Origin of the sequence: Rhizobium sp. CECT 9324 (assembly GCF_918741265.1) — a bacterium.
Taxonomy (GTDB): Bacteria; Pseudomonadota; Alphaproteobacteria; order Rhizobiales; family Rhizobiaceae; genus Allorhizobium.
In genome coordinates this window covers 837,537-859,305 of sequence record NZ_CAKKMZ010000002.1, presented here as the reverse complement: position 1 = coordinate 859,305, position 21,769 = coordinate 837,537, and the positions used below count along the sequence as shown (strand labels likewise).

Below are 21,769 nucleotides of genomic sequence, written 5' to 3'. Positions count from 1 at the left end.
TTTAAAACAAGGGCTGATCCGAGATTTTCATTTCGTCGGCGGCGCACCGATACCCGTGTCCGATATCGGCCCGTGTGGTTGTTCTGCGTTGTGCGAATGCGTTGCCCGCTCAGTGGTTGCCAGGCCCGTAAACCCTTCGGCTCCGTAGAAGGCGAGATGCAGGCCCCAATATGCGGTTGCAAACACCACCAACGCGCTGGCTATCCCTCCTGGTATGGCCGGGAGGTGGACCTTCAGTGAAGGCAGAAACCGGGTCACTCGACACTGATCGCAGGCGACCGCCACCAGAATAGCCATGATCAAACCGTGGCCGATCAGATCGACACGCCCGAACGGCCAGACTGCCGCCGTGAAAATCACAATTAGCGCGATTGCCGACAACCGACGGATCAGTGGTGTCCAGAGCAGTCCGAAGCCCATGGTGAATTCCGCGACGCCTGCCATCGGGATGAACACGTCTCTCGGCATGCCGAAAGTCAGGAAAGGTTTTTCGACGACAAGCGGATAGAACCAGTCCGGGTAGGCGAACTTTTCGAGGCTCGACCACATCAATGCAATGGCGAGTCCCCAACGCAGAGCCTCAAAGCGATGCGACCGCCAGGTCTCGTTCTTCGAAGGCTCCAGGATGAGGTAGGCTGCGACACCCGCACCGAGCGCCAGATAGTCGAACAGATGAAACAGGTCGTAATCGCGAATGGCGAGGAGCCAGAGCGCCAAAATTCCAATGCCCGCCAGCGGCATTGTCTTGCGCGAGAAGATGCAGGCGGCGATCAACAATTGAAGCCAGGATACCCATTCAGCTGGGGTTTTGAGATCAGGCGTAAGGTAAACGCCGCCGACAGAGAAGATCGCCACGAAGAACGCGCCGACCGTCACACGGACGTAGTCGTCCAGCCTCTTCCATAGAGGTCCCGCGACACGGTCCAGTCCGTCGTGAACGCGGGCACCAAATGGACTGATCTCAACCAGGCGGGTCAACACAAAGAATACGACGACGAGAACAATGCCGATCCAAAACCACGAATCGGTGAGCACGGTCGCTATCGGTTGCGGAGGTGCGCCTACGATGTACGGGGCGAACCATTTGACATGAGCCTGGGCGGGTATGGCCACCGCGATACCGCTGAGAAAAGCAGCACCTGCAATTGATCGTCTCATCACTCTGCCTCTCACTCTGCCTCTCACTCCGCCGCTTGGGCGATATCGACGCCGATGGCCGCCGCGACACCCGCACCATAGCGTGGGTCGGCCCGCATGCAGTTAACGACGTGGCGTTCCTTGATGTGGTGGTCCGCTCCCGAAATGGCGCGAGCGGTATTGTCGAATAGCGCCTGCTGCTGTTCCGGTGACATCAGCCTGAACAGATCGCCCGGCTGCTCGAAATGGTCCTCGTCAACCCTGTGGTCGAAATGCGCTGCGTAGTCGCCTGTCGGCCATGGCGGCTCTGCCATGTCAGGCCGGGTCTCCCATTCCGCCTCTGAGTTCGGATAGTAGTGGAGCGTAGACCCGAGGTTTCCGTCGGTTCGCATTGCGCCGTCACGATGGAAGGAATGGAACGGGCATTTCGGCGCGTTGACTGGGATGTGGTTGAAGTTGACACCAAGTCGATAGCGCTGGGCGTCGCCATAGGAAAACAGGCGCGCCTGCAGCATCCGATCCGGTGAGAACCCGACACCTGGAACGATGTTGGCAGGACTGAACGCTGCCTGCTCAACCTCGGCGAAGACATTGGCCGGGTTTCTGTTCAGCTCCAAGACACCGACTTCGATCAGCGGATAGTCGCCATGCGGCCAGACCTTGGTAAGATCGAATGGATTATGCCTATGGCCGGCCGCCTGTTCTTCCGTCATCACCTGCACGCATAAAGTCCATCGCGGGAAGTCTCCGGCCTCGATAGCCTCGTAGAGATCGCGTTGATGGCTTTCACGGTCATTGCCGATCACCGCCGCCGCGTCCTGGTCAGTGAGATTGTGGATACCCTGCTGGCAGCGGAAATGGAATTTGACCCAGACACGTTCGTTGTCAGCGTTGGTAAAGCTGAAGGTGTGTGACCCGAAGCCGTGCATGGTCCGGTAAGACTTCGGCGTGCCTCGATCGCTCATCACGATGGTGACCTGGTGCAGCGCTTCGGGAAGCAAGGTCCAGAAATCCCAGTTGTTGGTCGCGCTCCGCATGCCCGTACGGGGGTCTCGCTTGACGGCGTGGTTAAGGTCTGGAAAACGCAGCGGATCACGGAAGAAGAAGACGGGTGTGTTGTTACCGACGATGTCCCAGTTGCCTTCCTCTGTGTAAAGTTTGACCGCGAAACCCCGGATATCCCGCTCGGCATCGGCCGCGCCGCGTTCTCCGGCGACGGTTGAGAAGCGAACGAACGCGGGTGTTTGTTTGCCGATCTCGTTGAACAGCTTCGTCTTCGTAAATCGGGAAATGTCACCCGTGACAGTGAACGTGCCATAGGCTCCCGATCCCTTGGCGTGCATTCGCCGCTCGGGGATAACTTCGCGGTCGAAATGGGCGAGCTTCTCGAGAAGCCAGATATCCTGGAGTAGCGCAGGGCTGCGCGGGCCTGCAGTCTGTATGTTCAGGTTGTCGACGACGGGCGCGCCGTTTGCATGGGTGAGCTTGTTCTTCATAGCGGTCCCCTATTTGCTTTGTGGAGTGTGACCGGACGGCAGCGATTGCCGTCCGGAAACGTCAGGCCGCTTTCGCTGCCGATCCGAGATACTCGTCGGTCGACTGCATGCGCGCGTAGGCGAAGCCGAGCGCCGCCATGAAGGCAGCGTGGGCAAGATGGGCAGGCACGGTCACGCCGTTGAATTCGAGGTCGCGGGAGGCGCATGCGTCGTGGACCACGGTGACGGGATAACCGAAGTCTGCCGAAGCGCGGGTGATGGCATCGACGCACATGTGGCTCATGTTGCCGCAGACAACGACCGCGCCGATGCCGTTTGCGTCGAGGTGTTGCTTGAGATCGGTGTCCCGGTACGAGTTGATATGGTGCTTTAGCACCACATGCTCGGTATCGAGATTGATCACGCTCGGATGCAGCGCCGCACCCTGCGAGCCGGGTTGGAAGAACGGCGCATCGGCAGTCGGAAACTCGTGCCGGATGTGAACGACCAGGTCGCCTGCAGACCTTGCCTCCGCTATCAGCAGCGCCGCGTTGCGGGCCGCGGCTTCCACGCCGGACAATGTCCATTTCCCACCAGGGAAGTAGTCGTTCTGGATATCGACGACGATCAATGCTTTCTTGCTCATGGTACTTTCCTTCATCCAATGCGCTGCCATCCGCGCGGCGGGTGCCGCTGGTGGAAGCCTGTTGCGGGATTGACGACAGGAAGCTTGTCCTTCCTCACCAGTGGCCTGCAGGACAAAACCGAGCCGGCAGGGGTACACACTTCACTTTCCGGGTTCAGCTCAGGAGGCTGCTCGGAGGTCTCCGATAAGCGTGGGCACGAGTTCCGACACGGTCGGATGGATAGGCACCGACCATTGCAGGTGCGGATACGGCGTGCGTGCATTCATAGCGTCGATGATGCCGAGAAAAGCCGCCCCGAGTGTCAGTTGTGTTCCTGCATTTTATCCTCCGCCGCCAACCTTCGATGGAATGAGGTTGCCCAATCTGCGGTCGTTTGACGAGTTAAGCGTCATAAATCTTTGCAAACGGAAGTTTTGACTGCAAAAGGCGTCAACCGATGCGATGGCGGCGTTCCTTCACGATCGCCAGCAGTGCGTGCGCAGCCAAGATAGGCGCTTCATCCATCTTGCCGAAGATCAAAAGACCATCGCCTTCGGCATCAGGGGTAACCGCGCCGGTGTTGCCTGGTATGACTGCAACGGGCTTGCCGTCTCGCAACAGGGAGGTGAGTATGGCGGCTACGCCGTCAATTTCGCTTTCCCACAATGTACCGGAGAACCCGAGGGAAAGAGCCGCGTCGAAGTCCTCGGAGACTATCTGGCTGGCAGCTAAGGTATCGGCGAGATCGTCCCTGGCTGCTCTGTCGAGGAGAAACCGGCGAACACTCGGTTCCTGTGGCTCTGCGGCTCTAAAGTCTGGAAGACTGGGATGACCGCCGGTCAAAGTGGCAAGTACCACCTCCGCGCCTTCATCTTTGAACAGATAATAAGGTGACACAATATGTGCGAGTGTGACTGAGCCATCTGATACATCGGCCCCTTCGTCTGTCGAAAGAATGACAAGTAAACGGATCGGCTGGCTGCCTTCCATGTCGGACTCCTCTTCATTGTAGACAATGCCGGCGCAAAGAGAAGGAAGCGAGTTTAGAGTTGCAAATCCGTGTAAACCGGTCAGCAGGGCCGTGTGCTCCCGGTCAGGCCATGTCGCGTTCGACAAGCCGGGTTAATGCGATTGCCCCGGAAGCACTGGCCGTACGTACCGCGATGTCGAGGCTCAGCCTCGCGTTTGCCACATCTGACATATTAAACTGGATGTTCGCCTTGGCTCGGTAAACTTCCGGAAGATACCAAGCCTCTCCCGAGGCCTTCGTCTTTTGCAAGATGGTATCCAGCACAGCGACAGCTTCTGTATTACGGCCAAGCCTGGACAGTGCGCGGGCTTCAGTCGTCACGAACATCGTCTCGAACAGAATGAAACCAGCTTTCCGGAGTGACTGAAGCCCATGTCGGAGTTGGCGCAGTGCTTCCTGATCGTCACCGCCTCGTCGAATGAGTTCGGCCTCGAAACACTCTGCATAGGTTCGCCAAACATCAAGCATGGTCGCCTTCGTGTGATTTCTGAGCATCGCAACATAGCGTGCAGCCAGTTCGTTGTCGCCGGACATCAGTGCAAGGGGGCAGGCCGCTTCCGCAAGGGCATTGGTCAGAGACGCATAATGGCCAATGCTTTCTGCGTACCCAAGTGTGGCCACCACGTCTGACATGGCCTCCTGCTCACGGCCGAGGAACCACTTGCATCGTGACAGCACGATCCGTGCGGTCACCCGCTGGTCGAACTGGAATCGTATTGCATGCCCAGCCGACGGAAGGTGTTCGTACTCTTCCAGCATGGCGTGGAGGTAATCGGCAGCCTCCGCATGGCGGCCAAGCCAGTGAAGCGTTGCACCGGTCATTCGGCGGCCGATGACCATGTCAGCCGGATCAGGTGACGCTACGGCCACCTCCGCGAACTGCTTGGTCAGGGCAAGCGCCTTGTTTGGCTCGCCCCTGTTCAAGGTGTCCACCCATAATCCCCAGATGGCCCGCAACTGATGATCAACATCTCCCAATCTCTCAGCGATGCGGGCAGATGCCGCCCACGCTTGAGCGCCGCGTCCCGGGGCATCAGCGGCGATAAGTTGAGGCCATCCCAAAGCGGTGTAAAGTTTCATTCTGCTGGCCTCGTCGACATCCGGATTGGCGTCCAGGAAGCTGATCGATGCTTTGACGGCGGATATGCATTCGTCATAGAGCGAAAGTTTGAAGAACAGCGGTAGAGCTGCGACCGTGATTTTTGCACCGAGTAGCCTGTCACCCTGACCGAGAAATGCCCAGTCGAGGCAGGCCCGGAGGCTGGGTACCAAGTAACCGAAGTCCTGCGCGACATCGGCGGTGGCATGCGTATGCATCGTCGAAGCCGAGGTATCCAAAAGGTCCCAAAGAAAACTTCCAAGCCTCCTCATCGTGTTGTCGTAGTCACCGCGTCCTGCCAACTTCTCGCCAGCATATATCCGGGTTGTGTCCAGCAGGCGGTATGACGGGTTGATCGCGGTTGGGTCGGTGACAACCAATGATTTTGCGACAAGCGTTGTCAGGAGATCATAGGCGCTTTCAGTCATGACCGCCTCGGCCGCGCACATGGAGAAGCGACCGCGGAAGACAGAGAGTTCGGCGAGGCCTCCTTGCTCGGCGGGTGTCAATAACAGATAGCTCCAGTCAAGGGCCGCCCGTAGCGTCTGGTGTCTCGGCAACGCCGTCCGCCGCCCGCGGCCCAGAACCTTGAAACAGTCAGTGAGCGATTTGTTCAGCGATTCGACACCCACGGATTCGAGGCAGCCAGCCGCTAGCTCTATTGCCAGCGCTATCCCGTCAAGGCGCGTGCATATCTCAACAACAGTCGGAACATCTGCCTGGCTCAATTCGTACCCACCGAGACAGGCATCCGCTCTTTCGACAAAAAGCTGAACGGCAGGAAACTTCAGCGCCTCGTCCACGCTCACTTGCTCCGCCGGAACTTCGAGCGGCAGGAGGCGGTGAACACGTTCACCGTTGCCCCGGAGCGGTTCGCGGCTTGTGGAGAGGAATCGGACCGTGGTCGTGCGGTTCAATACCGCCTCGACGAACCTGGTCGCGTCATCGATCAAGTGCTCACACCCGTCGAGTACTACTAGCGAGGGTTTACTTTCAAGCGCACCTGAGATGGTTTCCAGCATATCACCCGAGCGGGATCGAACGCCGAGCGTTGTCGCGACGACGGTCGATACTAGTTCGCCCGAAGCCACTTCGGACAACTCGACCCTATAAACAGCAAGCCTACGGGCCAATATGGCTGCTACGGCTTTCGCGACCGTGGACTTTCCAATGCCGGCGGGTCCTGTCAGGGTGACAAGGCGACCTTTGTCCAGCTGAGAGAGGATCGCTTCGATGCTTCTATCGCGACCGAACACCTTGAGCTGTTCGGGATCGCGAAAATCGCGAACCGTGTTCGACACGGACGGAGCCTCCGAGGAGCGGCGCTCCAAACGCGCAATAAATGTGTAACCGCGTCCTGGGACATTGGCGATAAACTGCGGCTCGGCTTTCGTATCGCCAAGAGCCTTCCTCAAGGCGGAGACATGAACCCGAAGGTTGGCATCGTCCACGAAAGTGTCGGGCCAGACATGCTTCAAGATCTCCTGATTGGTTTTAACTTCGCCAGGGTGTGCGATCATGAACAAAAGGATGTCCATGGCTCTGCTTCCGAGGGAGACGGTGACCGCGTCCCGCATCAGACAGCGTCTGACGGGAATCAAAGAGAACGGTGCGAAATGCAGTTCTTCTTCCAACCTAAAACCCTTGCGACACTAATCCGATGTCGAGCGCGTTACTATTTCCCACGCCGTTGACCGGTGCTTCAAACTAACATTAATCAAATCTGCCGAACAAGGCGACGAAAGTACGAGACTGCCAAGCAACCGAACATTGGCAATATTTATCTGCGCGCCGCCACCACGAAAAATCTGTCATTTCGTCCGCCATGATCTACGCGTTCCTGTCAGGCGTCTTGCCCCGCAGTGCCTTCGTTTTGATCCTACGTGCTGTTCCGCTTGATTCCGCGCGGTGCGAGGCTTTACAACATCGCAGGGGCGAAATCTCCATGGAGGCGGCTGTGATGAACTCTTTGCATGAGCATGGATTACAGAAATTCCCTGATGCTGGACTGCTCGCATCCTCCCGTGGGCGAGGATGGGCTGGATTGGCGGCCGAGTTGCGAGCGCATCCAGCAGGTGAAATCCCCGATATCTGCTCGTCAAAAACAGAGATCACATTTGCGGTCCGAGGAACCCGCGACGGCACGGTCGCGCGCAGGGGAAACGGCGATTTCCAGGTTACTCCCAGCCGATCGGGAACGATCTGGCTCTGCCCGAAGGGAGTGGAAGAAGACGAGATCAGGATAACCGAGGCGATCCCCGAAGTTCTGCACGTGTACATACCCGACGAGCAGATCAACGCGCTATCCTCACTGGCTTCGCGGCCCGTAGCTTTTGACGAAAGCCTCTATCAGGCGGGTCTCGAAGACGAGTTTGTCCGCCAGATTTGTTTCCGCATCCTCGCCGAACTCCGGGAAGAAACCGCGGGCGGCGGGATGTTGATGGAACATCTAGCCAGCGTGCTCTTGACCCATATATGTGGGCGCTACACCGACCACCATGCCACCGCGAGCCGGATCGGCAGTCCCGTTGGAGCCCTGGACCAACGACGGTTGAGAAGGGTCCGGGAATACATAGAGGACAACCTGGAAACCGATTTGACCGTGACGGAAATCGCGGCGGTTGCATGCCTGAGCCGCCATCATTTTGCAAGGGCGTTCAGAGCAGCCACAGGTGAGAGCCCGAACGGTTACATCGGCGCGTGCAGGATCAATCGAGCCTTGTCTTTGCTTTCAACTTCGGACATGCCGCTTGCCGAAATTGCGTTCGCCTGCCGCTTCTCCTCCCAGGCCGCATTCGCGAGGGCTTTCCGACGGCAGCTTGGCCAGTCGCCTGGTGAGTACAGAAGGGAAAATTTCTGCCGACGGTAGTTCACATGCTGCATGCGGCATACATCTTTCCTAATCCCGATGAATATCGTCTCCTCCTGATCGCGTTGCGGAAAGGCAGGAGAGCTGCGGTTTTCTCTGCGGAAAAGGAATTTGATCTAACCTGGTCTGTGACCGCTCTCCTGGACATTGGAATGCAGCCGCCGACTGGCTTATGAACAGGCGCCGCCAGGGCGATGACAATTCCGAGCTTCGCCATGATCGCGATGTCGCCAGTGTCAGCAAAGGCCGGCGGGCAACGGGTGTCGTCGGGCCTTCTGGTAAGAGAGACACTCGTGAATTCGGCTTTATCTCGTCGGGCCGGATGCTGATCCACCCGCCCGTGTGAAGTTGCTGACAGACTGTCTCGCAAAACGGCTTGGAAAGTGACCACGAGAGATACGGCTGCGGACGTGATGACCGCTTTTGATGCTGTGGACGGCTCCTCCGCCGGCATCGCGATGTGCCATATTTGCGGTGTTGTTCAGGAACCGCCCCGAGCGCCATTCTGCCGGGTGCGCTCCACGGGCTAGAGCTGGGCCATTCCAAGACCATGTTGGCCGCCTCTATCGTCGCTATACGTGGCACGGTTACCCAGGCGGTCTTGCTCGGCATCGCCGCAACGGTCTCGCACACCCCAAACTCCGTCGTTGCCTAGCAGCCCTAAGTCACTCCACCAGACAGTTTTTCCAATGCTAGCCCCACAAGCATCAGTGCGGTGATTGCGCCACTGCACACGACGATCAGGGAGAAGAGCAAGAAGCTCAGGAACGGCTCGCCGTCGAGCATGCAGCCGAGTCCAAGGAATGATTGTGAATTGCAGGCCGCTTGCCTGGCATATGCCTCGGCGAACGAACTGCCGACATACCATCCGAGAGGGCCAAGTGCCACGAACCCCAGACCCGCCACCTCGAAGCCCTTGCGGTTTCGCGTCAGGTAGATCAGCAAAGGTATGGCGACGGTCAGGAATCCCAGCGCTTTGCCATTCCACGAAAGAACCAATGCGAGGCCGGCCTCCAGAAGGCCGTCGGCGGTCTCCCACATCCGTGCCCCTACCCCAAGCCGTTCATAATAATCAAGCATGGGGACTGCCGATCTGGCGAAATAGATGACGATGGCTGCGACCAGCAGCTCGCCTATCCAAGAGTTGTCCACCGCGACCCCATCCGGTCCCGGATCCGACGGCGTTGCCTCTCCGCTCATGCCTTACCCCTCCACCCGTTTGCAATGCTATTCGATCATGAATTGCGCATAGTCACCCTTTGCGTCGAACATTTCCCTTTGTTCGTGGAAGGTGTTTGAAATTCTCTTAGCCTGTTCCCAGGTGGTCACCTGAAGGCTATTCGCCTTCGTTCCATCCCCACCTGCGATGATGTCACCCGCCACTCCCGCGAGGTTCCCGTCGGCAAACATTGTTCGCGACCGCAGCGCTTCATCCTTGATACCGGTGAGGAGGAAAAAACGGTCGCCGCCGGCGCTAAGGAACCCGATCCCCGTCTGTTCCGTCTTGCCTGACTTGATGGCAGCGTGCCTCACTACGTACCGACCAGGGCCGAGTTTCTTGAAAAAGAGGACCGAGTAATCGGTGCCCGCTACCGCCCGCTTTTTGGTTTCTTCGGGTGCTTCACCAGGTTTTTGGATAAGGAAGGACAATCCATCGACGTCGCGATGTGGAACGATTTCGGCCAGTACCTGCCAAGTTCCCTTTTGTGGATCGAGGCCGCTGAGCTTTGAGATCCTGACAGAACTTAGGCCCTCGACTTCGTCGCTGTTAATGCCGGTCGCCCACAGGACTGTGTCTGACTGAAATGTGCAGGAGCTTAGGACCAACAGCACCAATGACGCTGCCATTCCGCAAATCATTTGCCGCATGTTTCCCCTCACCACTCGCACCGTATCTGGTTGTTGTTCACGACTTTGGGCGACAGGGGCACATGGCATGCGCTCCACTGTATTTTGGATCCGGATATCAGCTGCCATCCGAGTGCGTCATCGCTGTCGGCGAGATACATGGAATCAACAAATGACCGACCGGCTATCTGCTTGACCTCGCACCGGGTCGCGTCCTTCTCGGTAAAAATCGATATGAAATCAGTCAATGCAAAATTCTTGCATATCAGGACGTTAAGGCCAGTGTCGCAATCACTGTAAATTTCGAATTGGGTGTCGTCATAGGACGAACGCCTACCCTTGAGGCAGGCCTGCGCCTCGGTCTTTGGCATAGACCTCAAGGCGGCCAGTAGCGGAGCGAGCGTCTCATCGTTGAACTTCTTTGCGTCAGCGCTCCCGAGTGACACGGCCTTTGCGGTATAGGTTTGTGACAGCGCAGCATCCTTCGCCGTTCCATGGCCGTTGAAGTACATGTGGCCAACGACATAGCTGGACCATGCGTGACCCACATCAGCCGCCTGTCTCAGCCATTTCAGCGCTTCCTTGTAATCACCCTGAGTTCCCCTCCCGAAATAGTAGGCGCTGCCCAGGAGTGAGTAGGATTCAACGACCTGCCGTTCGGCTGCATTCTTGAAGAAGTTGAACGCCTTCACCGGGTCTGCTGCCGAAAAAGCCTGGTCCGCATAGATTGTACCGAGCACATGGAGCGCGTAGGCATCGTTGAGCGCCAGCCACTGCAGCGCATACGCATGCGCTCTACCGAGGTCCTTCTTGCCATAGGCGTCGTCCGAAAACATATCGACGATGCGGGAATAAGAAGCACGCGCAGTCAGAGGATGCAGCGCCGACTTTTCGAGAGCCCGAATGGCCCCGTCGAAATCGTAGGTCGGCGTGCCTGGCTGTCCGATCGCAAATCCAAGTGTGTAGTTCGCAGGAACGTATCCCGCCACAATCGCTTTCCTTGCAAAATCCGCCGCCTTGGCGAGGTTGGCGTCATTCTTCCCATTACCGTACCATGCCGAAGCAAGCCCATTGTAAGCAAGATCGGGGCGGTAGCCGGCCGCGAGCGCGGCTTCGAACATGGGTACACTCTCGGTGTGTTTCCCTCCGGCAAAAAGCGCCCTTCCCAGACCGAATATCGAGCGTGGTGAGCGGTCCCGGTCAACGGCCTTTCGGCACGCGGGGATCGCCAGGTTCGCATCTATCTTTTCAGATGTTAGGGGAGTGAACCCTTGAAGCCCTTCGTCGGGATGCGCAGTCAAGGCAGCGCAATCGGCGTTTAGTTGTTCGGTGGTCAAGAACCAACCAGCTTGGCTGGCCAAAATCGCCAGGCACATGCAGCAGAAGAAAACGCCACCAGCGAGTTTGTACCAACTCATCAATTGCCCCCTCAACGCGCTGGTGTGCATCCGTTCGCCTTGAAACGCGACACGGATAGCCAAACAATAGTGCAAATAAGACGCAGTCGACTAAATGTACTTAAGTGTATTTATACTGCGATTCCTACTCAATTTGGTCAATAATGCGTCTGAAAAACTAGCTGCCAGCTGCTCCGTCTGACTGTGCGAGCACCGGTTGTTGTATTGCGAGCAGACGAAGCACAAATTATGAATTTCGATGTCTGCGCCGAACCCTGCACTGGTGCTATATTCCGTGACGGGTAAAGCCACCAAAATCGTCTCAATCAAAAATATTACTAGCGAACACACTTTCGATGCCGGACGGATTACTGCCAATCCGGCGAGAAGGATAATCCAGGTCGCATCTCACAAGCCGGTGACGCCGATGTTCGGGCAACGCTCTAAGCGGCCGCCAATGCGATGCTCATGCGCTCGATCGCCTGGAGCAAGTTAAAAGCATGGGGTGTGCGACTGATGAAAAGCAAAGGGAGGCGGCGAGCCATCGTCGCTGTTGCCCGCAAAATTGCCGTCTTGCTCCACCGGATGTGGATCGATGGCACTGAATTCCGGTTCGGATCGGAGGCTGCAGCATGAAGTAAGACAGCCAAAGATTCCGATCCTGGCCGGTTAGTCCCATGCGGACGACGGGGTGGATGAAGCCGACTATGACTGCTGCGCTTCGAGCGCGTCCCAAAGCAAGTCTCTCCAGACCGTGATCCCATGCATACGTGCAGCGGCTCCAAACGAAACGGAGCCAACAGACTGCGAAGAGAAGCGTGACACGCGTGAACGATCAGGCCGTCAAAGATCAGAAAGCGATTAGAGAAGCAGTCATATACTCTTTGACGGTATCGCAGGTAGAGCTTTCAAGCTGCTCCATTGATCTCGACGACATTTAAGTCGGGGTCACGGAGATAGAGCTGTGCGAAGCCGGCCAGGCCAGTGCGGGAAACCAGCAGGTACTTGGGATCATCTTCGGGCAGGTCCTCGCGGAAGCCAAGGGCCGTGAGGCGTTCGAGAGTGGCGTCAAAATTATCGGTCCGGAAGGCAAAGTGCCAGTCGTTACGATCGACAACAGGTCGTTGGCGGAACGTGCCTTCGGGATATACGACGAGGTGGACCTGCAGGCTGCCGCAGGCGAGCCATGCTCCCCCGACCGGAAAGTCCGGTCGAGGAATTTCAGAAAGACCGAATACCTCGCAGTAAAACGGAAGTGACTTCTGCAGATCAGCGGTAATGATCGACACATGGTGCAGGGCAAGCGTTGGCATGAATGTCCCCCAAAGAACGTCCGCGTGACCCTAAGATATAGAAATCCTTAACCAAACACCATCGAGGCCTCACCCCTTTTCTCGAACGAGCTTGAATCTAGTTTGTCTGCTTCTGGCGGATTTCGTTGAAAAACTCGACGGATTATCCGCTAGGATGCTTCCTTGGTCTTTCGGACGCTGAACTATGCTGCGATCTGCCCCGCGCCTTGGCGGCAGGGTACAGGTCGATGCCGCCCTCAGGCGGCAATGGCACCGCATGGCGGCATCTGAGGCCTGAGTTTGGCCAGCCTCCTCAAGTTCTGTGCCGTTGCCGCGAGCAGGAATTCGTCTCTCGCGCCACATGGTCCTCGAAGCCGCAACCGTGCCATCCGCAAAATGCGTTTGAGGTGAGCGAAGAGCATTTCGACCTTCTTTCGACGATGCCGTGACTGCTCATATTCAGGTGTCTTGGCAATCGCTCTGGCTACATCGCGCGCATCCTCGTTGAGATCGCGCGGTACTTTGCGCATAGGCATTTTCGGGCAGCATCGAGGCTTCAGTTCACACTGATTACAATCCTTCTTGCTGGCACGGTAAAGCCGGGTCCCCTCGGCCGTGATTCCCGATCTGGGTGGGTCATAGGTGCGGTGGAATTGCTTCAGTTCCTTTCCTGCAGGGCAAAGGTACTGCTCTTTCTCAGCGTCCCAGGTGAAGTCGGAACGCGAGAAGGTGCCGTCCGTCCGCTTTGACTTATCGAAGACCGGAATGTGCGGTGCGATCTCCTTCTCTTTGACCAGCCAGGCGAGGTTGTCGGCAGAGCCGTAGGCACTGTCGGCCGCGAGGTAGTCGGGCCGCAAGCCGAAGCGGTTCTCGGTCCTGTCGAGCATCGTACGGGATGCCCCAACCTCCGCCTGACGGATTGCCCGTGTCGCCTCCACATCCACAATGACGCCGTGATCGGTATCGATCAGATAATTGGTGGCATAGGCGAAGAAGGCATGGCCTTTGTGGGCACCGGTCCATTGGGCGGCCGGATCGGACGGGGAGATAAACTTCGGCGTCACTGGTGAGGCCGCGCCGAAAGCAGCATCGTCGAGAACGGCCAGATATTCCTGTACCGAGCGGCCAGCATCTTCTTTGGCCTCCCATTCCGAACCGGGCACCGACCGCTGCTTGTTGGCGTCGGCCGCGATCAGGCTGGCATCAACCGCAAATCCTTCCGCACCAACCAGTCCCTGGGCAAGACAGCGTTCCACCACCGTCTCGAACATAAGACGCAGGATGTCGCTTTGCCGGAACCGGCCATGACGATTCTTCGAGAAAGTGGAGTGATCCGGAACTTTGCCATCCAGTCCAAGGTGGCAGAACCAGCGATAGGCGAGGTTGAGATGGACCTCCTCACATAGCCGCCGTTCAGACCGTATACCCATGGAGTAGCCGATGATTAGCATCCGCATCATCAGCTCAGGATCAATCGAGGGGCGGCCGGTATTGCTGTAAAAGGGCTTCAACTGTGCTCGCACACTGTCGAGTTCGAGATGACGGTCGATACCGCGCAGCAGGTGGTCGGTAGGAACGTGATCATCAAGGCTGAAGTCGTAGAAGAGCTGCGCTGGAGCTGCCTGACATCCCATCATCGCTCAATCCTCCCCAAATCAATGAGACGATTGAATCATGCCTACCGTGAAAAGAGAATTCGATATTATATTCAATCAACAAAGGCTTCGAAACGAACTGGTTTTGCCATGACGCAAGAAAAAGCCACAGCCATGCGGCGCATAGTCTCGCTCATCAAGATCGTATGGTCAGTGTCGATCATCGTCGCAGCGACTGCGGTGGGAGCCTTGATTGGTTGGGAGAACCATGGCGTTGTCGGAGCGGTTGCTCTTGGATTCGTTGGCCTCGTTGTTGGCGGCTTCCTGAGTTCGCCTTCGCTACTTCTGCAACTCATTACTTGATATCTCGCCAACGTTGAGCCACCTCACATCGAGGGTGTTTTTCAACGATATCGGCGCTATGACGCCTTTTGGACAAGCGACTTACTACCTTACCGGAATCCGCTGATGACGGGATGGCAGTGCGTCAAAGCTCTCAAAGATGGCGCGTCTCTGAGGGCTCGCTGCCCCAGTTGTCGTTTCGGCCATCTCTGAACGACATCGGAGCTGTCACCAGCACGTCGACATCCACACCATCAAGGCACGCGACATTGACGTTGTAGTAGGTCATGCCGCTCATGTTGGGCATGTCGACGCGCGCGAATGGGTGGACACCACAGTGGGAACAGAAAAAGTGATGCGCTACTGGATTGTTGCCGCGGTAGACGCTTAAGTCCGATGCGCCACCTGCCAGATAAAACGCGCTCGGCTCCACCTGCACGGTCCAGTTCCGTAGTTTGGTGCATATTGAACAGTTGCATTTCGTTGTACCTCGAGAGAGGTCCACACTAGCCTCGAATGCCACAGCACCGCAGTGGCAGCTCCCCAAATATCGCTTACACATGCCACGCCCCCAACCACCGCGCTTCTTCGTTCAAGCGGGAGCGTCATTTAGCCAAAGGTGGATCTAAGGAGCAATATGGTCTCTCCAGAATCAGCCTTGCTCTCACTCGTCTTGAAGTCGTTCAATGCGTGAAAGCCACGTCCCCTACTGGCGCTTCTGTGGCAAGACCGGGGTCGGCCCGAAGCGGGCGTTCGCCGTGCGCTTGACACCAATGCGCCCTCGCCGGATCATCCGGCCTTGGAGGATACTCATGGACATGGTTACGCTTGACTACTTCCGAGAGCCGGGCCCGCATTCCACGGCAAAGAGGAATAAGGTCGGGCTGGCAGGCGCTCCAACGGACATCGCCGACCTAGCCGCCTGGATTCAGGGAAGAATGCTTCACGAACACTGGGCGTCGAGATATGGTGAAGAGCTGACCCCGGAGCGCCGTGAACTCTCGCAAAGGAGATCGGTGGACGCCGTACTGGACGGCATCCTTGCGGGGGGCAATTCACCACGTCCTGCTGCGGGTCGCGCGGTTGGTGTCTGCAGCCATTTCTCGCTGCTCGCGGTGTCGGCCTTGCGAGCGAACGGCCGCCCGGCCAGGTCGCGGTGCGGTTTCGGCACTTATTTTGCTCCCGACAAGGCGATCGACCACTGGGTGGTGGAGGTCTGGAATGGTGATCGCTGGCGGATGGTCGATTTTCAGATCGATGACTTTCAGCGTGCAGAACTGGGGCTGGTCTTCGACACTCTCGACTTGCCGTCGGGTGAGTTCTTGCTGGCCGCCCAGGCCTGGCAACTCTGCCGGCGTGGCGAGGACGACCCCAATCGCTTTGGCATCTTCGATGAAGGCGGCTTCTGGTTCATCGCCTCAAATATGATCCGTGACCTCGCCAGCCTGAACAAGGTCGAGATGCTGCCGTGGGACGACTGGGGTGCGATGCCATCCCCAGACGCGGAGATCAGCACCGAAGAACTGCGACGCTTCGATCATCTGGCGGAGGTCCTGCTCGACCCCGACCGTCATAGGGAAGAGCTCCGTTTGCTCTATGGCGATCCAGGGTTCGGCATGCCTGGAGAGGTCTTCAATGCTGTCAGGCAGGTTCATGAGACGGTTTCGGTCGCGCATTAGGTACTCAAAGCTCGTCGGCTGAAGTTCAGCACGCTCGGGTACTACGCGACCGCAAATACCAATGACCGCTGTTGGCGCTTCTGCGCCATGACGGCCGTCGGCCCGAAGGAGACATGGCTGGCCGAACTCCACGGCGCAGCTTCGCGCCCTCATCTCGGCCGTTCCTATTGTCGGCGGGAAGGCTGAAAGCAGACTTTCCGCTCTGGTGATTGCCACAACTGTAACGCGGTATCTTCGATCTCCGAAGTGGTGGAACAGTCTGTGGATATTGGCTCCAAAGCTGCACCACACGCTTGGTGAGTAAGCCGCGATAGCTGGCGTGTAGTCGCATATTTGCGACATGCGACTACACGCCAGAAGTAAAGTACTCCCGGCGTAAACCTGCAGCATCAGAGATCCATCAGCACTTTTCCTGCGCCTGCAACAACACGGTTTTCAGCGCATCGAGCGTGAAGGGTTTGGAAAGTTGCAAGGCGTCATCGATGCCTGACGTCGTTTGGGCTGTATTGTCGCCGCTGGCGAATATGATTTTCACATTCGGCCATCTCTCTCGGACGGTCCGGGCTAAATCCATCCCGGTCATTCGGGGAAGGCCTACATCGGTCAACAAGATGTCGATGTGTCCTTCATCCATGATCTCCAGCGCTTCTTCTGCAGATCCAGCCTCCTCGACGTCATGTCCGAGCTCTTCCACCATATCCACGTTTGACATCAGAATGAGCGGTTCGTCTTCCACGACCAGTATGCGTGTGCGTGTCCTTTGCTTGCCGTTATGCTCGGGTGCGGTTGCCGGTGCCGATGAGATGGCTGTCCGCGACTGCTCGTGACGCCCCAGGCGCTCCACCGCAACCCGATGCTGCTGTGCGTTGCCGAGGACATGGCGGACTTTGCGTGCCAGTGCCTCACGCGTATACGGCTTCGACAACAGCTCGACACCGGCGTCCAATTTTCCGCCATGCACGATTGAATTCTCAGTGTAGCCCGACGTAAAGAGGATCGCCATGTGCGGGAAGAGTGCCTTGGCCTTCCGGGCAAGCTCGGTGCTGCGCATCGGACCCGGCATAACGACGTCTGTGAATAGGAGGTCGATCTGCACGCCGCTGTTGACGATCGCGAACGCCGAGTGCGCATCCTGTGCCTTTAACACGCGATATCCAAGATCGGCCAGAAGCGCGACCGAAGTATCGCGAACGCCGTCATCGTCTTCCACGACCAGGACTGTCTCACTTCCACCTTTCACCGGATGTGAACTGAGATCGGTCAGGCTGTCCTCGACCTGCATGGTGCGAGGCATGTAAAGTCGCATCGTCGTCCCATGCCCTGGTTCACTGTAGATCTTCAGGTGGCCACCTGACTGTTTCAGGAAACCGTAAACCATCGAGAGCCCCAGACCGCTGCCTTTGCCGTCGGACTTCGTCGTGAAAAACGGCTCCAACACATGCTCGATGATCTCGGCAGGGATCCCAGATCCGGTATCTGTCACCGCTACCATGACATATTGGCCGGGCCCAACGTCATCATGCATCCGGGCATAGTCGTCGTCCAAGACCGAGTTTGCCGCTTCGATCGTCAGTCGTCCGCGGCCGTCCATAGCATCGCGCCCATTGATCGCCAGGTTCAATATGGCGTTCTCGAGCTGGCTGGGATCGATCAGTGTGTTCCACAATCCTCCCGAAACGACCGATTCCAGTTCGATCTCCTCGCCGAGTGCGCGACGGAGCATGTCATCCATGTTCTGGATAAGTCTGCGCACGTTGACGACCTTCGGCTCAAGCGGTTGGCGCCTGCCGAAGGCGAGGAGCTGCGAGGCGAGTTTCGCGCCGCGCGCAACCCCGGACAAGGCATTCTGCAGACGCTGTTCGGCCCGCTCGTTTCCTTCTATATCCTTGGAAATCAATTGCAGATTGCCACCCACGACCTGAAGAAGATTGTTGAAGTCGTGTGCGACGCCGCCCGTCAGATTGCCGAGTGCTTCCATCTTCTGAGCCTGTCTGAGGGCAAGCTGTGCACTCTCTCGCTCGACCGTCTCGCTTTCCAGCTTGAGAAGCGCTGTCCTCAGCTCTTTCGTGCGCTGCTCCACCCTTTGTTCGAGCGTGTGGTTGAGGCTATGCAGTTGCTCCTCCGCACGCCGCTGATGGGTGACATCGAAGCCATCGACGAAGATGCCCGTGACCTGGTCTGCCTGATCGAGGATCGGTTGATAGATGAGATTGAGGGACCGCTCGTCGGGCTCGGTCGAGCCCTCCCGCTGGAGAGTAACCTGCACGTTGCGCCCGATATAGGGCTTTCCTGACTGGAACACGCTGTCCAGCAATTCGAAGAACCCTTGGCCCTCGACCTCGGGAAGTGCCTCGCGCACGGTCGACCCCACCAGTTCGCGCTTCCCGACGAGTTGGAGATAGGCGTCGTTGACCAGTTCGAACTTATGGTCGGGACCGCTCAGAATGCACATGAAGCTCGGAGCTTGCTGAAACAGAGCGCGCATCCGGTCCCGCTCGGCCGTGCGCAGTTCCACCTCGGAGGAGAGCTGACGATTGATCTGCTCCAGGGCGGCGGCCGCCTGATCTCGCAGCTCTGCAGCTTCCGCGAGGGCTGCTGCTCTTCGCCGCTCGGTCTCAAAGGCTTCTGCGCTGGCAAGACGAGAGGTGATCTGGCCGGCAATCAGCTTGAGGAAGTCGAGATACTCGTCGGTCACTGCCCGATGGGGGTTGAGACCGGTAAACAATACGCCGGTTGCCTTGCCGTTCCCTTGCCCCGCAAGAGGAATGATTGCCGCCTGCACAGGCGCATTCTGCCATACACCTCGGGGCACATCAGGCGTTCCGGAGAGGTCAACGAGTTCCAGCGCCTGACAGGCCTCAACATCTTTCAGGTTCCAGATGCTGTGTGTCGTATCAATAACAGGTGGAAAAAAAGTAAGACTATCCTCGGTGCCCGAGGTCCATTGCCGCCCGGCCTTGCCTTCTTCGTCGAAAAGGTAAAGCGCACTGAATGGCAGGTCGTAGAGATTGTCTCTCAGAGCTTGATGCGACGCATCGAGCACTTCTCGCTTGGTATCTGCGGCTGCCAGACCGGAGGCAAGTGTGCGCATTGTGCCCATGCGCCGTTCACTGATCACCCGCTCAGTTTCCTCAGTGACGGCACAGAAGACCCCTTCGACTTTGCCGGTGTCGCCGATCAGTGGGCTGTAAGAGAAGGTGTGGTAGGTTTCCTCGGGATATCCGCCTCGCTCCAGGAAAAGAAGTAAGGCCCGGTCCCATGTTGCCTGGCCGGTTCCGTAGACCGTTGCAAGCCGGTCCTTAATATCATCCCAGATCTCCGCCCAGAGGACATGTGTCGGCACGGCAAGTGCGTTGGGATGCTTATTGCCCAGGGTGGGGCGATAGGCGTCGTTATAGAAGAACGCGATGTCTGGGCCCCAACCGAGCCACATCTCGAATTTCGAAGTCAAAAGAAGCCGGATGGCTACCTTGAGCGCCTCAGGCCACCGTTCTGGCGGTCCGAGCGAAGTCTGACCCCAGTTATGTTGCCGCATCATCTGCGCCATCTCGCTGTCACCGATGAAGATGTCCTGATGCAAATTCGGTGCTGCCAGATTCACGCCATTTCCCCAAATGCCCGCATTTCGATGCGAGTAAACTTTTCTGCACCAATTTGGTTCCGCTGCAGCATGCAAAATCTTGGAACGCTTTTTCGGTTGTGGAACTTTTGATAGTTCCCCGAATTCTCCTGCACGATTAGTGAGTACGCAAATGGGGCACCGGGAGTGCTCACACGGCCGATGCCCTGACGCGCCCTCATCGCTCCGCCGATCACCGATTGCCTCGGCTGGTGGTCCGGATTTAAGTCATGCGTCTAAGGGCAAACAGATGATGCTAGAGGACCTTTACCGCTTGTTGAGATCGGGACACATCCAGGCCCAGGGTGTCGTTGACACGATGACCCAGCCCATTGTGGTTCTCGATCAAAACCTGTGCGTTTCCACGGCCAACAACGCTTTCCTGAGAACCTTTCAGGTGGAGAGGGACGATGTTTCTGGCCGAGCGTTTTTTGATCTTGGAAATGGCCAATGGGATATTAAAGATCTTCGCGAGCTCATTGCCTCAGTCGTCCCCAAGGCAAACGCTGTCGTCGGCTACGAGGTCAAACATGAGTTTGCGAATATCGGCGAGCGGACCTTCCTCGTTGATGCGCGTCGCCTGGTTCATCCCGACGATAATAGCACCAGCATGCTCGTTCTTTTCGACGACGTGACCGAGCGGCAGCGCCATGACTTGGAGAAGGACATGATCCTCTCGGAAACCCGACATCGAATGAGGAACCTCTTCGCTGTCGTTCGTTCCCTAGCCATGCGGATCAAAGTCGACGACCTCACAGCGGCCGAATATCGCGACCGATTTCTCAACAGGTTGCAAGGAACCCTGCGTGCCCAGGAGGTCGCCGCCTCTTCCGAGGCCGTGGACCTGGAAACACTGGCCTTGCAGGCGGTGGGGGAGACAGCCGTGCCACAGTTGACCTGCGTCGGCCCGACCGTTGTTATTGCGGGGCATCGTATCGTCTCTCTCAGCATGATTTTTCATGAGCTTGCGACAAACTCCATGAAATACGGCGCACTGTCCGTGCCTGAAGGGAAAGTTCATGCGCGCTGGTCCATGGAGCCTGCGCCCGATGGGGCAAGCCAGGTACGCTATGAGTGGCGCGAAGAGGGTGGCCCCATGGTTTCACCTCCTCAACACAGGGGGTTCGGCTCCGAGCTTATTGTCCGAATGGCTACTCATCTGGGCGGCTCGGCGGAACTATCTTACCATTCGCACGGTTTGGCGGTGGTGTTAGTTTTTCCAAGCGAGTCAGCATGACCGACCTGTTAATCGACAACCAGCCCGCAAAACGAATCCTGGTCGTTGAAGACGAAGTCTGGCTTGCGATCGAGCTGGAGGATGCCCTGCGGGAGGGCGGGTTCGATGTCATTGGTCCTGCCGCATCCGTGAGGCAAGCCTTGACCCTGTTGAATGATCAGCGGCCTGACGCTGCCGTACTGGACGTGACGCTGGGTGGGGAGAAGGTTACGCCCGTCGCGCTTCTGTTAAAGTCGATCGGGATCCCTTTTATCTTGGCAAGCGCCAGCGACCCTGCCGAGCTTGCACGGCATGACTGCCTTGCCCACGCGACGAACCTCGGAAAGCCGACCGATCTGATGAAGCTAGTCGAGGTCGTGCGAGGCCTGTGAGCGGGCTCGTCAAAATGACCAGGCGCGGAATTAGGAGCATCCGGTCGCTGCTGGCTCGCTTGCGTGGATGTCAGCTTACGCTTTGACTTTCTGCTGACGTATACACGCTTGACGAGCGGTAAGCGGAAGATGAGGTGAGCATTCTGGCGTGGC

The 21,769-nt window shown here is 57.6% G+C and carries 17 protein-coding genes and 1 pseudogene; 5 read left to right on the top strand and 13 right to left on the bottom strand.

Going from position 1 to position 21,769, the window contains the following annotated elements; genetic code table 11:
* Window positions 1-27: 27 nt before the first annotated feature.
* The 6 genes and pseudogenes from LQ231_RS23720 to LQ231_RS23695 all read right to left on the bottom strand — a co-directional run bounded on the left by LQ231_RS23720 (window position 28) and on the right by LQ231_RS23695 (window position 7,001).
* The gene (locus tag LQ231_RS23720) at window positions 28-1,113 is read right to left on the bottom strand and encodes a hypothetical protein (protein WP_230174420.1); all 1,086 of its coding nucleotides are present in this window, start codon (window positions 1,111-1,113) and stop codon (window positions 28-30) included.
* Window positions 1,114-1,181: 68 nt separating this feature from the next.
* Window positions 1,182-2,633: a catalase gene (locus LQ231_RS23715; protein ID WP_230174418.1), complete on the bottom strand. Its 1,452-nt coding sequence runs from the start codon at window positions 2,631-2,633 to the stop codon at window positions 1,182-1,184.
* A gap of 61 nt (window positions 2,634-2,694) precedes the next feature.
* The gene (locus LQ231_RS23710) at window positions 2,695-3,258 is read right to left on the bottom strand and encodes a cysteine hydrolase family protein (protein ID WP_230174416.1); all 564 of its coding nucleotides are present in this window, start codon (window positions 3,256-3,258) and stop codon (window positions 2,695-2,697) included.
* A 159-nt stretch (window positions 3,259-3,417) separates the two neighbouring features.
* A pseudogene (locus LQ231_RS23705) lies at window positions 3,418-3,579 on the bottom strand (pyruvate/2-oxoglutarate dehydrogenase complex dihydrolipoamide dehydrogenase); the annotation flags it as partial.
* Window positions 3,580-3,688: 109 nt separating this feature from the next.
* A complete protein-coding gene (locus LQ231_RS23700; RefSeq protein ID WP_230174414.1) occupies window positions 3,689-4,228 on the bottom strand; it encodes a transporter in 540 nt (179 codons plus the stop codon).
* A 103-nt stretch (window positions 4,229-4,331) separates the two neighbouring features.
* Window positions 4,332-7,001, bottom strand: a complete 2,670-nt coding sequence (locus LQ231_RS23695; protein WP_230174411.1) for a winged helix-turn-helix domain-containing protein — start codon at window positions 6,999-7,001, stop codon at window positions 4,332-4,334.
* A gap of 326 nt (window positions 7,002-7,327) precedes the next feature.
* Here LQ231_RS23695 and LQ231_RS23690 point away from each other — a divergent pair, with 326 nt between their 5' ends.
* A complete protein-coding gene (locus LQ231_RS23690; protein ID WP_230174409.1) occupies window positions 7,328-8,236 on the top strand; it encodes an AraC family transcriptional regulator in 909 nt (302 codons plus the stop codon).
* 660 nt (window positions 8,237-8,896) lie between these two features.
* Here the strand turns inward: LQ231_RS23690 and LQ231_RS23685 are convergent.
* The 5 genes from LQ231_RS23685 to LQ231_RS23665 all read right to left on the bottom strand — a co-directional run bounded on the left by LQ231_RS23685 (window position 8,897) and on the right by LQ231_RS23665 (window position 14,410).
* Entirely contained in the window at window positions 8,897-9,436 is a 540-nt protein-coding gene (locus LQ231_RS23685; protein WP_230174407.1) for a hypothetical protein, read from the bottom strand.
* Between the two features lie 27 nt (window positions 9,437-9,463).
* Window positions 9,464-10,105 (bottom strand): hypothetical protein, encoded by a 642-nt coding sequence (locus LQ231_RS23680; RefSeq protein ID WP_230174405.1) that lies wholly within the window; start codon window positions 10,103-10,105, stop codon window positions 9,464-9,466.
* 8 nt (window positions 10,106-10,113) lie between these two features.
* Window positions 10,114-11,502, bottom strand: a complete 1,389-nt coding sequence (locus LQ231_RS23675; RefSeq protein ID WP_230174403.1) for a tetratricopeptide repeat protein — start codon at window positions 11,500-11,502, stop codon at window positions 10,114-10,116.
* Window positions 11,503-12,389: 887 nt separating this feature from the next.
* Window positions 12,390-12,794 (bottom strand): VOC family protein, encoded by a 405-nt coding sequence (locus LQ231_RS23670; protein ID WP_230174401.1) that lies wholly within the window; start codon window positions 12,792-12,794, stop codon window positions 12,390-12,392.
* Between the two features lie 236 nt (window positions 12,795-13,030).
* Window positions 13,031-14,410 (bottom strand): transposase, encoded by a 1,380-nt coding sequence (locus LQ231_RS23665; protein WP_230174399.1) that lies wholly within the window; start codon window positions 14,408-14,410, stop codon window positions 13,031-13,033.
* 30 nt (window positions 14,411-14,440) lie between these two features.
* On the opposite strand from LQ231_RS23665, the gene LQ231_RS23660 reads away from it, so the two are divergent.
* Window positions 14,441-14,731, top strand: a complete 291-nt coding sequence (locus LQ231_RS23660; protein ID WP_230174397.1) for a hypothetical protein — start codon at window positions 14,441-14,443, stop codon at window positions 14,729-14,731.
* 133 nt (window positions 14,732-14,864) lie between these two features.
* On the opposite strand, the gene LQ231_RS23655 is transcribed toward LQ231_RS23660, so the two are convergent.
* Complete coding sequence (locus LQ231_RS23655) at window positions 14,865-15,272, bottom strand: GFA family protein (protein ID WP_290371385.1); 408 nt, start codon at window positions 15,270-15,272, stop codon at window positions 14,865-14,867.
* 250 nt (window positions 15,273-15,522) lie between these two features.
* On the opposite strand from LQ231_RS23655, the gene LQ231_RS23650 reads away from it, so the two are divergent.
* Window positions 15,523-16,389, top strand: a complete 867-nt coding sequence (locus tag LQ231_RS23650) for a transglutaminase-like domain-containing protein (protein ID WP_230174393.1) — start codon at window positions 15,523-15,525, stop codon at window positions 16,387-16,389.
* Between the two features lie 400 nt (window positions 16,390-16,789).
* Here LQ231_RS23650 and LQ231_RS23645 read toward each other — a convergent pair whose 3' ends face one another.
* Window positions 16,790-19,936 (bottom strand): response regulator, encoded by a 3,147-nt coding sequence (locus LQ231_RS23645; protein ID WP_230175051.1) that lies wholly within the window; start codon window positions 19,934-19,936, stop codon window positions 16,790-16,792.
* 322 nt (window positions 19,937-20,258) lie between these two features.
* Between LQ231_RS23645 and LQ231_RS23640 the strand changes: the two genes are divergently transcribed.
* Both LQ231_RS23640 and LQ231_RS23635 read left to right on the top strand, forming a co-directional pair.
* Window positions 20,259-21,245 (top strand): PAS domain-containing protein, encoded by a 987-nt coding sequence (locus LQ231_RS23640; RefSeq protein WP_230174391.1) that lies wholly within the window; start codon window positions 20,259-20,261, stop codon window positions 21,243-21,245.
* A complete protein-coding gene (locus tag LQ231_RS23635) occupies window positions 21,242-21,616 on the top strand; it encodes a response regulator (protein ID WP_230174388.1) in 375 nt (124 codons plus the stop codon). Before LQ231_RS23640 ends, LQ231_RS23635 begins: the two co-directional genes overlap by 4 nt.
* The last annotated feature ends 153 nt before the right edge of the window (window positions 21,617-21,769 follow it).

Coding starts and splice junctions, on each gene's coding strand:
- LQ231_RS23715 (WP_230174418.1), bottom strand. CDS start 2,633: ATGAAGAACAAGCTCACCCATGCAAACGGCGCGCCCGTCGTCGACAAC.
- LQ231_RS23710 (WP_230174416.1), bottom strand. CDS start 3,258: ATGAGCAAGAAAGCATTGATCGTCGTCGATATCCAGAACGACTACTTC.
- LQ231_RS23700 (WP_230174414.1), bottom strand. CDS start 4,228: ATGGAAGGCAGCCAGCCGATCCGTTTACTTGTCATTCTTTCGACAGAC.
- LQ231_RS23690 (WP_230174409.1), top strand. CDS start 7,328: ATGAACTCTTTGCATGAGCATGGATTACAGAAATTCCCTGATGCTGGA.
- LQ231_RS23685 (WP_230174407.1), bottom strand. CDS start 9,436: ATGAGCGGAGAGGCAACGCCGTCGGATCCGGGACCGGATGGGGTCGCG.
- LQ231_RS23680 (WP_230174405.1), bottom strand. CDS start 10,105: ATGCGGCAAATGATTTGCGGAATGGCAGCGTCATTGGTGCTGTTGGTC.
- LQ231_RS23675 (WP_230174403.1), bottom strand. CDS start 11,502: ATGAGTTGGTACAAACTCGCTGGTGGCGTTTTCTTCTGCTGCATGTGC.
- LQ231_RS23670 (WP_230174401.1), bottom strand. CDS start 12,794: ATGCCAACGCTTGCCCTGCACCATGTGTCGATCATTACCGCTGATCTG.
- LQ231_RS23665 (WP_230174399.1), bottom strand. CDS start 14,410: ATGATGGGATGTCAGGCAGCTCCAGCGCAGCTCTTCTACGACTTCAGC.
- LQ231_RS23655 (WP_290371385.1), bottom strand. CDS start 15,272: ATGTGTAAGCGATATTTGGGGAGCTGCCACTGCGGTGCTGTGGCATTC.
- LQ231_RS23650 (WP_230174393.1), top strand. CDS start 15,523: ATGGACATGGTTACGCTTGACTACTTCCGAGAGCCGGGCCCGCATTCC.
- LQ231_RS23645 (WP_230175051.1), bottom strand. CDS start 19,936: ATGGCGCAGATGATGCGGCAACATAACTGGGGTCAGACTTCGCTCGGA.
- LQ231_RS23640 (WP_230174391.1), top strand. CDS start 20,259: ATGATGCTAGAGGACCTTTACCGCTTGTTGAGATCGGGACACATCCAG.
- LQ231_RS23635 (WP_230174388.1), top strand. CDS start 21,242: ATGACCGACCTGTTAATCGACAACCAGCCCGCAAAACGAATCCTGGTC.